The organism is Croceicoccus gelatinilyticus, assembly GCF_018398395.1.
GTDB classification, from domain to species: Bacteria; Pseudomonadota; Alphaproteobacteria; order Sphingomonadales; family Sphingomonadaceae; genus Croceicoccus; species Croceicoccus gelatinilyticus.
The window spans coordinates 1-12,034 of sequence record NZ_JAHCBF010000022.1 but is presented as its reverse complement, the minus strand read 5'-3'; the positions used below and the strand labels follow the sequence as shown (position 1 = coordinate 12,034).

21 protein-coding genes are annotated in these 12,034 nt (G+C 60.5%); 20 read left to right on the top strand and 1 reads right to left on the bottom strand.

The window, feature by feature from the left end; translation table 11 throughout:
* The 11 genes from KIH45_RS18660 to KIH45_RS18610 form a co-directional block, all read left to right on the top strand.
* Positions 1-229, top strand: a 229-nt coding sequence (locus tag KIH45_RS18660) for a hypothetical protein (protein ID WP_213177468.1), incomplete at its 5' end; no start/stop codon positions are given.
* Positions 230-305: 76 nt separating this feature from the next.
* Positions 306-953, top strand: a complete 648-nt coding sequence (locus tag KIH45_RS18655; protein ID WP_213177467.1) for a response regulator transcription factor — start codon at positions 306-308, stop codon at positions 951-953.
* Positions 954-1,045: 92 nt separating this feature from the next.
* Entirely contained in the window at positions 1,046-1,978 is a 933-nt protein-coding gene (locus KIH45_RS18650) for a 3'-5' exonuclease (protein ID WP_213177466.1), read from the top strand.
* A 64-nt stretch (positions 1,979-2,042) separates the two neighbouring features.
* The gene (locus tag KIH45_RS18645) at positions 2,043-2,393 is read left to right on the top strand and encodes an MbcA/ParS/Xre antitoxin family protein (RefSeq protein WP_213177465.1); all 351 of its coding nucleotides are present in this window, start codon (positions 2,043-2,045) and stop codon (positions 2,391-2,393) included.
* Positions 2,394-2,396: 3 nt separating this feature from the next.
* Positions 2,397-2,885, top strand: coding sequence for an RES family NAD+ phosphorylase (locus tag KIH45_RS18640; RefSeq protein WP_213177464.1), 489 nt, complete (start codon positions 2,397-2,399; stop codon positions 2,883-2,885).
* A gap of 146 nt (positions 2,886-3,031) precedes the next feature.
* Entirely contained in the window at positions 3,032-3,328 is a 297-nt protein-coding gene (locus KIH45_RS18635) for a hypothetical protein (RefSeq protein ID WP_213177463.1), read from the top strand.
* Between the two features lie 173 nt (positions 3,329-3,501).
* The gene (locus KIH45_RS18630) at positions 3,502-3,876 is read left to right on the top strand and encodes a hypothetical protein (protein WP_213177462.1); all 375 of its coding nucleotides are present in this window, start codon (positions 3,502-3,504) and stop codon (positions 3,874-3,876) included.
* Between the two features lie 151 nt (positions 3,877-4,027).
* Entirely contained in the window at positions 4,028-4,372 is a 345-nt protein-coding gene (locus tag KIH45_RS18625; protein ID WP_213177461.1) for a hypothetical protein, read from the top strand.
* Between the two features lie 96 nt (positions 4,373-4,468).
* Complete coding sequence (locus KIH45_RS18620; protein ID WP_213177460.1) at positions 4,469-4,678, top strand: hypothetical protein; 210 nt, start codon at positions 4,469-4,471, stop codon at positions 4,676-4,678.
* A 337-nt stretch (positions 4,679-5,015) separates the two neighbouring features.
* Positions 5,016-5,948, top strand: coding sequence for a hypothetical protein (locus KIH45_RS18615; protein WP_213177459.1), 933 nt, complete (start codon positions 5,016-5,018; stop codon positions 5,946-5,948).
* 563 nt (positions 5,949-6,511) lie between these two features.
* A complete protein-coding gene (locus tag KIH45_RS18610) occupies positions 6,512-6,760 on the top strand; it encodes a hypothetical protein (protein WP_213177458.1) in 249 nt (82 codons plus the stop codon).
* Between the two features lie 12 nt (positions 6,761-6,772).
* On the opposite strand, the gene KIH45_RS18605 is transcribed toward KIH45_RS18610, so the two are convergent.
* Positions 6,773-7,252 carry a hypothetical protein gene (locus tag KIH45_RS18605; protein WP_213177457.1) on the bottom strand — a complete coding sequence of 160 codons (480 nt, stop codon included), beginning with the start codon at positions 7,250-7,252 and terminating at the stop codon, positions 6,773-6,775.
* Positions 7,253-7,383: 131 nt separating this feature from the next.
* Between KIH45_RS18605 and KIH45_RS18600 the strand changes: the two genes are divergently transcribed.
* The 9 genes from KIH45_RS18600 to KIH45_RS18560 form a co-directional block, all read left to right on the top strand.
* Positions 7,384-7,572, top strand: a complete 189-nt coding sequence (locus KIH45_RS18600; protein ID WP_213177456.1) for a hypothetical protein — start codon at positions 7,384-7,386, stop codon at positions 7,570-7,572.
* A gap of 14 nt (positions 7,573-7,586) precedes the next feature.
* The gene (locus KIH45_RS18595; protein WP_213177455.1) at positions 7,587-8,042 is read left to right on the top strand and encodes a hypothetical protein; all 456 of its coding nucleotides are present in this window, start codon (positions 7,587-7,589) and stop codon (positions 8,040-8,042) included.
* A gap of 106 nt (positions 8,043-8,148) precedes the next feature.
* The gene (locus KIH45_RS18590; RefSeq protein ID WP_213177454.1) at positions 8,149-8,385 is read left to right on the top strand and encodes a hypothetical protein; all 237 of its coding nucleotides are present in this window, start codon (positions 8,149-8,151) and stop codon (positions 8,383-8,385) included.
* Positions 8,386-8,773: 388 nt separating this feature from the next.
* Positions 8,774-9,310: a hypothetical protein gene (locus tag KIH45_RS18585; protein WP_213177453.1), complete on the top strand. Its 537-nt coding sequence runs from the start codon at positions 8,774-8,776 to the stop codon at positions 9,308-9,310.
* Between the two features lie 78 nt (positions 9,311-9,388).
* Positions 9,389-9,937 (top strand): hypothetical protein, encoded by a 549-nt coding sequence (locus KIH45_RS18580; RefSeq protein WP_213177452.1) that lies wholly within the window; start codon positions 9,389-9,391, stop codon positions 9,935-9,937.
* Positions 9,938-9,990: 53 nt separating this feature from the next.
* Positions 9,991-10,548 carry a protein-tyrosine phosphatase family protein gene (locus tag KIH45_RS18575; RefSeq protein ID WP_213177451.1) on the top strand — a complete coding sequence of 186 codons (558 nt, stop codon included), beginning with the start codon at positions 9,991-9,993 and terminating at the stop codon, positions 10,546-10,548.
* A 39-nt stretch (positions 10,549-10,587) separates the two neighbouring features.
* Positions 10,588-11,013 (top strand): hypothetical protein, encoded by a 426-nt coding sequence (locus KIH45_RS18570; RefSeq protein WP_213177450.1) that lies wholly within the window; start codon positions 10,588-10,590, stop codon positions 11,011-11,013.
* Positions 11,014-11,066: 53 nt separating this feature from the next.
* Positions 11,067-11,267 (top strand): hypothetical protein, encoded by a 201-nt coding sequence (locus KIH45_RS18565; protein ID WP_213177449.1) that lies wholly within the window; start codon positions 11,067-11,069, stop codon positions 11,265-11,267.
* 29 nt (positions 11,268-11,296) lie between these two features.
* The coding region (locus tag KIH45_RS18560; RefSeq protein WP_213177448.1) for a M50 family metallopeptidase at positions 11,297-12,034 on the top strand (738 nt) is incomplete at its 3' end.

Below are 12,034 nucleotides of genomic sequence, written 5' to 3'. Positions count from 1 at the left end.
GCCACTCCCCCCGGCATGTAACACGATGGCCTGGTTTTACGCCGCCGAATGGCCGACTTTTGCTCCGCCGTTGACACTCGACAAGAATGCGCCCGGATGGGCCGTCGATCCGGCCATCAGCGACGAACGCAATCCGGAGATCTTCTTCGAAGAGCAGGAGCACGCGATCGCATTCGACCGCTGGGTCGGCGAAATGCTGAAGGGCATGACCTTGAAGGATTACAGCTGAGGCCCTCGGGCCTTTTGCGCATCCATCCTATAATCCCTTCGAATGGCGTTACGCCGTTAAACAGGGACATCAAATTATGAGCAAGACGATGGCTTCGGCTGCCGAGGTTTTCTGCAAGCAGCCTATTCCGAAGTTGACCGTTCACATCATCGATCCGTCACCGGCAAACCGGGCCAACCTGTCTCGGTCATGTTTGGCAGCCGGTTATCACGCCGAAATCTACGAGGATTATACCGAATATGCCTCTGAAGCGGGCCCAACCGGCATCATCCTCGCTTCCGAAGACGCGGTGGAGGGCGGCATCCCCGGCCTTTTCGAGCGTCTCGAGAAACTCCACCTGAAAATCCCTGTCATCGGCCTTGGTAAGAAACCGTCAACGAAGACGATTGTGGCTGCCATGCAGGCAGGGGCGATGGCCTATATCGACTGCAACGAGATCGCCGATCTTGGCGCACTCGTCGGCAAGGCCACTGAAAACTATGAACGCCGCACTGCCCATGCGCTGAAAGTCAGGGCGGCAAAGATTGCGATCGAAAGCCTCACGGTTCGCGAAAGCGAAGTGATCGAACTCATCGCCCAGGGCAATACCGGCAGAGAGATTGGAGCCTTGCTCGGTATCTCGACGCGTACGGTCGAGATCCACCGTCACAACATCCTGAAGAAGATCGGTGCGCGCAATGTTGCTCAAGTCGTCAGCATTCACGCGCACGCCTCTCTGATCTGATTTCCCAATAACCAAACGCGAACCCCCGTCCGGCCAGCCCGCGACGGGGGTTCTTTTTGTGCTTTGCGCACGAAAAGCATATCAGGTGCACCATGAACCGACCCGCCGATGAGCATCTCGAACAGGCCTGCAAACTGCTCGAGGGCTGTGATGACTTTCGCATCCTGCGCCGGATCAAGCCGATCACGCAATTCCAGCCTGAGCGGGTAGGGGCGCCAAGCCGTGTTGGCATCGTCCTCGACACCGAGACTACCGGCCTCGACCACGACGATGACAAGATCATCGAGCTCGCCATTCAGCGCTTCCGCTTCGATGACCTTGGTCGCATCACCGAAATCGGCGAACCGCGCGTCTGGCGCGAAGACCCCGGCAAGCCTCTCGACCCCCAGATCACGGAGATCACCGGTCTCACCGACGAGGACCTGAAAGGCCAGTCGATCGACGATGACATGGCCTGCAGGCTGCTGGATTCAGCCGACATCATTATCCCGCACAATGCCGCATTCGACCGTCCCTTCGTGGAACGGCGCCTGCCCAGGATCGCAGGCAAGGCATGGGCATGCTCGATGGCCGAGCCGGACTGGCGCGCACTCGGGTTCGAGGGCAAAAGCCTTTCCCAGCTTCTCACCCAATGTGGCTGGTTCTACGACGGCCACCGCGCAGAGATCGACATCCTGGCACTCCTCTACCTTCTCTCGCACGTCCTCCCTGACGGGCAGACGGTACTTGCCGAGTTGATGCATTGCTCGGAGCGGCCCAGCTTCAAGGTCAACGCCGTCGACTCGCCGTTCGATACCAAGGATCGCCTGAAGGCTCGCGGATATCGCTGGGATCCCGTCATGCGCTACTGGTCCAAGGACATCCCTGTCGCAGATCGCGAAGACGAAGAGGCATGGCTCACCGCCGAAGTCTACATGGGCCGAGGCTCGGCAGTCTTCCACCCTATCTCGAACATCGAGCGCTACGCCTCGAGCAAGATCACCGCGCCCTTGCAAGTAGCGGCTGACGGGCAGGCTGGGCGCTGATCATGTCTCTTGAGTGCCATTCATACTGACGCTATATTGCGTCAGAATAATTGGAGCTGTTTCAATGATCATCGAATCTGCGACCTCACAAGGCCGCTTTGAACCAAAGAAGATCGCCAAGCTTTTCCTAACCACGCTCGATGAGCTCAGCGGCTCTTTGGGTCTGGGCAAGGACGCTTTGCAGCGTAAGGACCGCATCGCTTCAGATCGTAGCCAGAGCCGCATGCGCCACATGATTGAAATCATCAATAAGGTCGAACCACGCTTCGGATCTCCATTGATGGCTTACGCCTGGTATCGATCCGAGCCCTTGGCAGGCTTCGATGGCCGAACAGCAATGCAACTCGTGCGTGAGGGCATGGCTGATGCCGTTCTGGAATACATCGATGCGGTCGACGCGGGCGTCTACGCCTGACCCATGCAGTTCTCGGGAATTGTCTATCGGGCACTGAATCCGATCTACGCGCGCATGCCATTATCAGGCGCTGGAGCCGGCCTGTACGGTGGCAGGCTCAATCCTAAGGGTCGTGATGCGCTTTATACCTCTCTTGAGCCAGAGACTGCATTGCGCGAAGCCAATCAGGTCGGCACCATGCAGCCGACGACCTTGGTCGCCTATGAAGCTGATATCGGTCCAATCATCGATGCGCGGCAGGCTTCGTTTTTTGTCACCCGCAACCTTGCACACGATGTCATTTCAGATCCTGCATGGCGAAGCAAAATGCTCGCAGGCGAACCAATGCCCTCACAAGACCTGGCCGAGACCTTGATCGCCGAGGGATATGCCGGGATTTTTGTGCCGAGCTTCGTGCGCGGCGCCAAACCAGACGCCGTCAATCTTGTCCTGTGGCAGTGGGACGGAATGCTAAGCCTTATCGATGACGACAACCGTCTGGGCGCTAGTTGAGTAACGCAGCAGCGGCTTAAAACCTAAATCATTTCATTCAAGGGAGCAGTTTGTTCGCCCCGGGTGGGTCGAGGGGAAAAAGGTCCTTCGGCCCTCCAGGACGGGGTTTGAGTGGCAACTCTGCCAGATGAAAAATTTGGAGTGAAATGATTATGAACGCCAAGGCTTACAACTTCACCGTCGTCCCCGGTTCGGTTCGCACGACTACCTCGAGCACCGGCACCAAGTCGTTCCGCACGCGCGTCACCACGACCCTTCGTGGCCGCCAGGTCGAACGCACGCTGGTCGCCTCGGGCAAGATGCACGCAGCCCTCAAGGGTCAGCTGCGCAAGGGTCGCGAGATCTCGCTGCGCTGCCTGATCAGCCACGTTCCGGGCGAAGACGGCAAGCGCGGCGGTGAATACCTCACCGCTGTTGCGATCCCGCAGCCCAAGGCCGCCTGAGGCCCGCTACCCAGCTAATCGCTGAATTGAAGACCCCGCCCGGCTCCGGCCGCGGCGGGGTTTTTCGCGTGCCACTACCGGGCAACGTGAAGAACATGAGGCTTCGGTAGCAGGAATTATGTCCCTTCCGGGTGAGGGGAAAAAGATTTGCAATCAAGAGGACGAGATTGACCATGGAACAGAACAGCACCGTTTCGGCCAAGAAGATCGCTCACGAACAGCGCAACGCAGCCGCGAAGACTGACGCAGCGACCGCCAAGCAGGCCCGCATCGACGGTCACGTCGCGCGCAACGAAGCCAAGAAGGTCGCTGCCGCAACCGCCCGCACCGAGAAGGCTGAACGCTCGGCCGCTTCGGTCGAAGCGAACATCGAGGCAATGAAGCAGCTCGGCGCCGAGAACGCAGTCGTTCGCGCCCAGGCCAAGGCTGACAACATCGCTCGCCACAACGCTCGCATTCTTGCCTCGAAGACGGCCGCCGCCGAGCGCAAGGCAGGCCGCATCCAGGCCCACAACGACGCAAACGCCGCCAAGAAGAAGGCGGCCTGAGCCCAGCTCGTCCCGGAAGCCCGGTCCCCGCAAGGGGGCCGGGCTTTTCCCGGTAAGTCGCCGACACGTCGGGCGACAGTTTCCAGCCAATGACAAGAGACGTGACCCTCCTGGGTGAGGGAAAATGACTTTTCAAAAGGATGAAGTGACCATGGAACAGAAGACCCCGTCGGCCGCCAAGATCGCCCACGACAAGCGCAACGCCGATCGTAAGGCCGAACGCCTCAAGAACGCCGACAAGTCGGTCGCCGCGAACATCAAGGCGATGAAGGCGCTCGGCAAGGAGAACGCCAAGGCGAAGGCCGCGACCAAGAAGGCCAACATCAAGGCCCACGCTGCCAGCCTCGTCGCTTCGAAGGAAGCCGCTGCACAGCGCAAGGCCGATCGCATCGCAGCGCACACTGCCGCGAACGAAGCGTCGAAGGCCGAGGCCGCTGCCCGCAAGGCGTCGATGGCCGCGAGCAACGACAACACGCCGGTGGCCATGGCCGCGTAAAGGCGGCGACAAACCGTTGACGAAAGACCCCGCCCGGCTCCCGCCGCGGCGGGGTTTTTTATGTCGTGCCCCCACGAAAAGGATCGAGATCGTCCCATGCCTGACCTGACCCGTTTCGACTGCGTTCCCTACTCCGATGCTGGCCCAGATGGTTCGCGCTTCTACGTCCGCGCAGCCACCGACCAGGACGCCGTTCGTGACGCAAGCGCCGAGGCCCGCGCAAACGGCTTCACCCACGTCTTCATCGAAGACAATACCTGCCGTCAGGTCCACGATGGCCCGCTTCAGGAAATCGCTGCGACCTGACGCCGCAAGAAGCAGGGTGCTGCCACGAGCTGCAGCCACCCTGCCTTTGCCTGCGACACCATATCCAGACCGCGTAACCCGCGCTCTCGATATGCTGCCGGCAAGGCAAGCATCGGCCGGAACCAGCCAGTCGGCTTCAGGTCCACCTTGGACCGGCATCCCCAAAGGATGCCAGGCGAACGGTTCCCCTTACGCTTTCACGACCAGACTGATCTTCTCGATATCTCATCAGGGGAGGTGCGCCTGCGCGCGTGGACGCAGCGAAGCCCCGTCCCGCACCACGAGCCGAAAGGCTTGTGGCTCTGCGCGTCTCGCACCTCCCTTCTTGGAGATTACGATGAAGACCAAACTGCACACCGAAATCGATGGCCTGTACAACACCCTCAAGGCGAGGGGGATCGAAGTCCAGCGCTGCGACATCATCGAGGCGCTCGCCGCCGGTCGCAGCTTTCGCAATTCCCACGAGATGATGGCTGCTGCCCGCAAGGCGGAGTCCGCAACTCCGCTCAATACTCCAAGCGCGGATCTGGCAACCGGCGCGAGTACGGATACACTAACAAAGCTGATCGCAGAGCGTGACCAGCTACGCGAAGACATCGATCGCCTTGAACGCGCCTGCCACCTCGACTGGCCTGCATGGAACAAGACCGTGAAGGGCCTCAAGAAGCACACCCATCACGGCAAGCAGCCGCTCGCCGACGACGAGCTCCACTTGCTGCGCCTTGCTGTCAGCGACAATCACGCGAAAGGCTCGGCAGGCGAGCGCTCCTCGGCTGAATACCGCGTCATGGAGTTTGCACGCCGGAGGATGCCTGCGCTTCTCGCCCGTCTCGACAGGGCAGAGGAGCTGCTGGGCGAGGGCGAATGCCTCTCGGGACCGGTCCTCGATCTGGTTGCGAAGGCGATGCAGGTGGATGCGACCCGCGACGGCGATACGCACAGCGAGACGTTCCTGCCTGACTACGATGCTTTCGAGGATCTCGACGACCAGGCCACCGAACTTGCCGCCAAGGGCTTCTCGATCGACGACGAATATTCGCTCGCCGAAGGTTTCGAGCCGGAAGACCGCTATGAAAACCTGCGCTCCGACATGGATACCTTCGAGTGCGAGGCAGCCTGCATTACTTTGCCAGTCGGCGATGTCGTCCGTGCACTCAAGACGGGCGAGGGCAGCGTGCTCCTCCATACCCGCTTGATGGCGTTGGGGCGCGAACTGGGTCTCGACCCGCGCGGCGTGGCAGGAACCATCTACCCCGTCGACGAGGGCTGACGCTCTAGCGCAAGATCACTGCCGGAGCCGGCCTCTCCGGCAGTGACATCGGCTGGACATCATCCGGCTGGGACTACTATCCACGAATTCCCCTTAAGGGGAGAACATCGCGAAGCCGACGCAACTCGGGCGAAAATGCCTGAACGAATGATCGTCTTGCACACACCGGCGGCACACCGCCGCCCTGCAATCGAAAGACGACCATTATGCCTACGCCAAACCTCGACTATGCCCAGCACCAGTATCCCTACATCGTGGCCTACTGCCGCTTAAGGTCGAGCTACGACTACTACCTCAAAGCCGAGATAGAGCGCGCCCGATCACGCAAAGCTCCGAAAGACTGCTACTCCTGCGCCTCCGGTGAGGAGCCGCGCCTCGCGCGCGACCTCCCTGCTTCTGCATGGAGGCTGCGAGGCCAGCTCGAGAGCGAGACTGGTATCTCCATAGACGAGCTCGTTGCGCGCTCCTGACAATCCAATCCCCTACCGGCTGGACGCTCACGCGCCAGCCGGTCTTTCCCCTCAATGTCGGCTGGGCCGAATTGGAACAGAGAAGGGAAAAACATGGCCATCAGCGAACAGCAGATCGACCAGATCAACGACGAAGCCGAGGCGCTCGAACTGAGCTACCGTTTCCTAGTCGACCAATCCAATGACATCATCATTGTGAACGACGAGTATGAGCCGTTCTACGGCGCCCCTCGTATCTCCAGCGCGCATGTTTCGATTGGCTATCTCATCGCTTTCGACAATGGCGTCGCTTTTGGCATTGGTGTCGGCCGCAGCATTGAGCGCAACACTAGCAAGGCCTAACGGCTCGGCCCGTCAGATCTCGACGAGGCCTTCGTCGCTGGAGCCGTCGAAATAGAGTTCCTTCACGTAGATGCCGTTCTCGCGCATCTCGAAGGTCGTCTTCGATCCGCGGCCTGACCATTGGCCGGGGCCAGAGCCAGGCCCAGCTTCGTCGATCATGCGCGTGCGGACCTCGCCGTCATCGATCCGGCAATCGTACCGGAAGGACTTCCCGTCATCGCGGGTATAGCTGAGGCGAACCATGTTCTCGCCCGTCTTCTCGCCGTTCACGGTGTTTACGTCGCGCCCCACGCTGAACGCCTGCGCCGCCTTGCAAACCCTGACCATATCAGCGTCCGAGAGGGCCGGCACCGGCTCTGCAGGCGCCTCAGCCTCTTCCATAGGCACTGAACCTTCGCCCTCGTAAAGCTCGGGCAATTCCTCGCTCGACTGCTGGTTGCAGCCGGCAAGGACGAAGAGGGCCGATGCGGCCAGTGTAGTTCTCAAGATCATGGATTCCCCCCGGATACTGATCTTTCGCACCATAGCCGCCCTATGCCTTCTGGCAAGCGGCGGCAGTCCTCGAGCCACGACACATGTCGTTGGAAGATGGATGAAATTCATCGAAGAAGGGAAAAATGATCATGGCAAAGTTCACTCAGAAGGACATCGCCCGCTTCAAGGCTATCCGCGCTGCACAGGCTCGCCGCGCATCGAACGACAACGCTCCGGCACAGCGCACCAAGAACCCCAAGAGCGCCTACGTCGACACCACGATGTCGCCCGCCATGCTTCAGGCATGCGTCGAGTCCGCAGGCCTGATCGCGGCCTGATGGCAACCCGCCGCATGATCGCAATTCGATCGCCTTCGGGCTTTCGCGCGATCCACCTCACGCACGGCGGTGACCAGGTCATCGAACATCTCGAAGATTACTGGACCTCCCCTGTCCAGGTCTTCGAAATGATGCTGCTCGGAGACCTGATGTCTCTGGACCGGCTTAACGCCGTTCCGCTCAATGCAGGGCCCAAGGTGCTATGTCGCTCGCATAGCTTCTTCGCCACGCTCGAAGAGCTCATGGCGACACGGTTCGCCAACGAGTACCGCGTCTCGATCTTCGACATCACCAAGGGATTTGGTGACGAGATCAAGGCGTGGAACGAGGCCCGCAGCAAGTTCGAGCCGCACTTCGTCTATGAAGAAGGCAGCGCTGGAGACCAGTGGCACCACCTCATCGACGGCCACGAGGCCATGTGCCTCGAAGATCTCGAGGACGAGAGAGCGCGCTGCGCTGATCCTCTCTGACACCAGTTTCCCCTGCCGGGGCCGAAGGGCATCGCACTGCGACGCTTACTCGTAGGCTCCGGCGGGGGATTACCTGTGCCAGCACATCAGGAAAAAGGACCAAGCAATGCCCATTGCCAAGCGGCAGCCGAAACCGACCACCTACGGACCCGAAGTCGGCTTCTTCCAGAACGCCTGGAATAACCCGCCTGCGCCGTTCAATCCGCTCTACGATCCGGCCGCTAAGGGCCGCTATGCTGCCGTTACCGCCAGCATGGAGGCCGACAACTTCTACGCGGGCCACACCCGGGAAGAGTGCAAGGTCGAATGGCGCCGGAGGTACGAGGCGCTCAAGGGCGAATAGACCAATGGCGCTCTACCGGACCAGGAAGGAGATGATCGCCCCTTCGTTGGTGCTCACCCAATAAATTCCTCCGCACACGAGGACGATCCCGGTCAGGATTTTCATCCAGAATGAATTCGCCGCCTCTCTGAAGCCTGCATCCATCTCGCTAGCATCGAAATCGGAGTGGCAGTGCGAACAGCGCGTCGCGCGCGTTGCGACGGACCCGCGGCATCGTGGACATGACTTCATCGAAGATACTTCCCCCCATAGAGCGATCTGACTGCACTTATTGACGATAAAGTCCGGCTGGAACCAGAGGCATTAGGGCTGTCTCGAAAAGCATCCTACAAATTACCAACCATTCACGAATGACGGGTATTGTCGGACGCAATTCGAGGGGTCGAACATGAGAAAGAACGGGAAGATCGCATTGAGCGCGGTTGGCATCGCAGGTGCAGCCGCAATCACCTTCTTTGGCTTTGGTGGCAGCAATCCTGCCCCGGCAGAGGCCAGCGCCTACGATATCGAGCGTGCCGCCGCGATACCGCTTACCCAGCGTTGGACCTACACTCACCTCGATCACGATGTTGATGGCAAGGTTTCCGATGCTGCCGTCGTGCGCGCGGCTGGCGGCTCGCCCCAGTGGCAGCCCGATCTTGCCGTTATCCGCATGACTGACGGCCGCGAGGCCGTGATGCTGATCGGTCAGGACGACATGATGGCCTCCATCCCGCTTTGCGTTGGCGAAGTCGACGTCAGCTTCGATGGCGGCAAGGCCCGCTCATTCGATTGCGATGCCGGCGACGAGAGCATCGAAATCTCGGATGACTTCTACGAGCACCTGAAGACTGCCAAGGTCATCGATATCGCGACCTCCAGCAGTGTCGGGCGCGTAAAGACCTTCAGCTTCAAGACGGCCGACCTGCATCTGCCGGAAAGCTGATCGACTGACATTTGCATCGCGTTGGCATGGTCTTAACCTGCAGCCTGCATATGGTGCGCTGAATCTCGGGGGGAATTCATGAGCGTTTTCACGAAAGTATTGCTTGGTGTCGTCGGAGTGTTCGTCGGCCTCGTCCTGGTGGTCTTCATTACCGGCGCGGTGAGCGGCGATGCCGAGCGAGCCATGGCAGAAGCGGACGCTGAACTCTCGAAATTCAAGGAAGCCGAGAAGCTCGCGGCTGGCTGGACATATCGCAAGCAGTACGACGAAATGCGGGACGAGACGACTTATGCTGCCATCGTGCGCTCCAACACTGGCGTTCCGCTGTGGCAGCCCGACCTTGTCGTCTACGAATTGCCCGATGGAAATCATGTCGCAGGCATGAAGGGGCAGTTCGACACCGCGGCCGAAAGGCCCCTCTGCCATTCGAAGGTCTCGGCAAAGTTCGATGACGGTCCAGTCAAGGAATATCGGTGTGCGACGTCCGGAGCCGGCATTGGTATCTACGACACCTTCTATGAGGATCTCCTCAAGTCGAAGACAGCGATCATCGAGACGAATACGAACTTCGGCACACGCTCGCAGTTCAAGTTCAACACGGCGAACCTGAAGCTCCCCGAAGGCTAAGGCCTCACGCATTCACCGGCCTTGGCGACCCAAGGCTTGTGAAGGAAAACGCGATGTCCACCCAGCTGACCCCGCCCGCGCCAGGCGCGATCGCCGTTGGCTCGTTCACGCAGGCCCGCAAGCACCACAAGTCCTACGATGCGGTTCTCACGCTCGAGGACCCGGGGCAGCGCGACGGCCTACGCGTTCGCGACGGCGAACAGCTCATCCTCAATTTCGAGGACTGCGACGATGCCTCGCTCGGCTACAAGGTCGCGACCTGGGCCAACATGATCGAAGCCCTGCGCTTCTGCCGCCTGCACTCGAACGGTTCGCTGCTCATCCACTGCCAGGCAGGCGTGGGCAGGTCCGCCGCAGTCGCCCTGATGCTCATCGCTCACAGGCTGGGCAGGGGGCACGAGGAGCAGGCTGTTGCCGATCTCCTCGCGATCCGTCCGGAAGCCACGCCCAACCTCGTCGCAATCGATCTTGCTGACCGCATCCTCGGCACCGGCGGAAGCCTCCTGTCCGCTTTGCGCGCCAGTGAGGCGGCGAACCCTGCCAAACTGCAGGCGAGGGCTAACCGGCTGCGCTACGCCCTCGAGAACCCCGGCCTCTTTGCAAAGGCGTGACGGTTCGTTCTCGTAATTCGTCGATGAAGGGAAAAAGCGATGATGAACCTGCTTTCCAAGTCCGAGCGCGCGAACGTCCAGAAGAGCGATGATGCCCGTAACAAGGCCATCTGGGATCAAATCAAGGTGATCGCCGATGAATCGGGCGGCATCTTCATCGACTACATGACCGTCGAATCCCTCGCCAAGAACCTTGAAGGCGCGCAGGCGGCTGGCGGGCAGCCGTTCCGGGCTTACCCCGGCAATGGCTACGACGATCCCTTCATCCCCGCCTTCGATCCGGACTGCCTCGATGGCGCGAAGCACCGCGAAATCCGCACCCGGCTCCGCCTTGACGGAGCCAACGCTGAAGCAGCCGTCGAGCTTTTCGACCTTGCCCTGATGCTCGGCCTTCGCGTCAGCTTCGATGGCGACGTCATGTGGAATAAGCAGCGCGGCGTCATGAAGGTCTACGTCGGCCAGTAAGACACGGACGCGGCTGGTATGTATGCCAGCCGCCTCCAGACGAGGAATAGATGATGCCCAAGGCCAAGCCCGTAGAGATCGAATACGCCAGCTACCCGTACAACGGGATCGACAAGCGCGGGCAGCCCTACGAATACGAACTTTTCCTGTTCTACCCGGACGGGAAGTGGGACGAGAGCAAGCGCACGCTCGACGAGGCGCTGCGCGAGTATCCGCGCCACCGGTACGAATGGAAGCAGGTCGATCTGGACTGACGTGCACGTGCCTGTATGGAGATGACCTGATGCCCGGAGCCATAGCCTTTCACGACACGAAGAAGCGTGCCGCGTTTCTCCTCGCGATCGGCGCCATTTCTATTGCCCTGTGGCAGACCGAGGCAGGGCGCTATGCGCTCTACCCCTTCACGATCCTTGCCACCTGGTTCCACGAGATGGGACATGGCCTTGCGGCCATGCTGACCGGCTCCGAATTCGAGCGCCTCGTCATCTATCCCGACGGCTCTGGCGTCGCCTATTCGCTTCGCCCTTCGGACGGATACGGCATCACCAATGCCTTCATTGCGGCAAGCGGCCCTCTGGGCCCCGCGATTGCCGGCGCAATCCTGATCGTCTCGTCACGAACCGTCCGCGCGACCAAGGTCGCCCTCGCACTTCTCGGCGCTGCGCTCCTCATCAGCACGCTCATCTGGGTCCGGTCCATGACCGGCTGGCTGATCCTGCCTGCGCTGGGCCTTGCGATCCTTGGCCTCGCGCTCCGAGGCCCAGCCGCCTGGCAGCACTTCGGCATCCAGTTTCTCGGCGTGCAGGCCTCGATCAGCGTCTGGCAGCAGTTCGGCTACCTGTTCAGCACCGGCGGTGTCGAGCCAGGCCAGTTGTCTGACACGGCTGCAATCGCCTCGGTTCTCTTGCTGCCTTATTGGGTCTGGGGAGCGATCATCAGTGCGCTAGAGCGGTTTCCACACGAACTGACTCGAGGGGGATTCCCATTTCGGCTGCGTTGTGATTCAGACTTCCTGCTGGTG

What these genes read in the sequence shown, in the direction of transcription:
- KIH45_RS18655 (WP_213177467.1), top strand. Translation starts at nt 306, where the DNA reads ATGAGCAAGACGATGGCTTCGGCTGCCGAGGTTTTCTGCAAGCAGCCT.
- KIH45_RS18650 (WP_213177466.1), top strand. Translation starts at nt 1,046, where the DNA reads ATGAACCGACCCGCCGATGAGCATCTCGAACAGGCCTGCAAACTGCTC.
- KIH45_RS18645 (WP_213177465.1), top strand. Translation starts at nt 2,043, where the DNA reads ATGATCATCGAATCTGCGACCTCACAAGGCCGCTTTGAACCAAAGAAG.
- KIH45_RS18640 (WP_213177464.1), top strand. Translation starts at nt 2,397, where the DNA reads ATGCAGTTCTCGGGAATTGTCTATCGGGCACTGAATCCGATCTACGCG.
- KIH45_RS18635 (WP_213177463.1), top strand. Translation starts at nt 3,032, where the DNA reads ATGATTATGAACGCCAAGGCTTACAACTTCACCGTCGTCCCCGGTTCG.
- KIH45_RS18630 (WP_213177462.1), top strand. Translation starts at nt 3,502, where the DNA reads ATGGAACAGAACAGCACCGTTTCGGCCAAGAAGATCGCTCACGAACAG.
- KIH45_RS18625 (WP_213177461.1), top strand. Translation starts at nt 4,028, where the DNA reads ATGGAACAGAAGACCCCGTCGGCCGCCAAGATCGCCCACGACAAGCGC.
- KIH45_RS18620 (WP_213177460.1), top strand. Translation starts at nt 4,469, where the DNA reads ATGCCTGACCTGACCCGTTTCGACTGCGTTCCCTACTCCGATGCTGGC.
- KIH45_RS18615 (WP_213177459.1), top strand. Translation starts at nt 5,016, where the DNA reads ATGAAGACCAAACTGCACACCGAAATCGATGGCCTGTACAACACCCTC.
- KIH45_RS18610 (WP_213177458.1), top strand. Translation starts at nt 6,512, where the DNA reads ATGGCCATCAGCGAACAGCAGATCGACCAGATCAACGACGAAGCCGAG.
- KIH45_RS18605 (WP_213177457.1), bottom strand. Translation starts at nt 7,252, where the DNA reads ATGATCTTGAGAACTACACTGGCCGCATCGGCCCTCTTCGTCCTTGCC.
- KIH45_RS18600 (WP_213177456.1), top strand. Translation starts at nt 7,384, where the DNA reads ATGGCAAAGTTCACTCAGAAGGACATCGCCCGCTTCAAGGCTATCCGC.
- KIH45_RS18595 (WP_213177455.1), top strand. Translation starts at nt 7,587, where the DNA reads ATGATCGCAATTCGATCGCCTTCGGGCTTTCGCGCGATCCACCTCACG.
- KIH45_RS18590 (WP_213177454.1), top strand. Translation starts at nt 8,149, where the DNA reads ATGCCCATTGCCAAGCGGCAGCCGAAACCGACCACCTACGGACCCGAA.
- KIH45_RS18585 (WP_213177453.1), top strand. Translation starts at nt 8,774, where the DNA reads ATGAGAAAGAACGGGAAGATCGCATTGAGCGCGGTTGGCATCGCAGGT.
- KIH45_RS18580 (WP_213177452.1), top strand. Translation starts at nt 9,389, where the DNA reads ATGAGCGTTTTCACGAAAGTATTGCTTGGTGTCGTCGGAGTGTTCGTC.
- KIH45_RS18575 (WP_213177451.1), top strand. Translation starts at nt 9,991, where the DNA reads ATGTCCACCCAGCTGACCCCGCCCGCGCCAGGCGCGATCGCCGTTGGC.
- KIH45_RS18570 (WP_213177450.1), top strand. Translation starts at nt 10,588, where the DNA reads ATGATGAACCTGCTTTCCAAGTCCGAGCGCGCGAACGTCCAGAAGAGC.
- KIH45_RS18565 (WP_213177449.1), top strand. Translation starts at nt 11,067, where the DNA reads ATGCCCAAGGCCAAGCCCGTAGAGATCGAATACGCCAGCTACCCGTAC.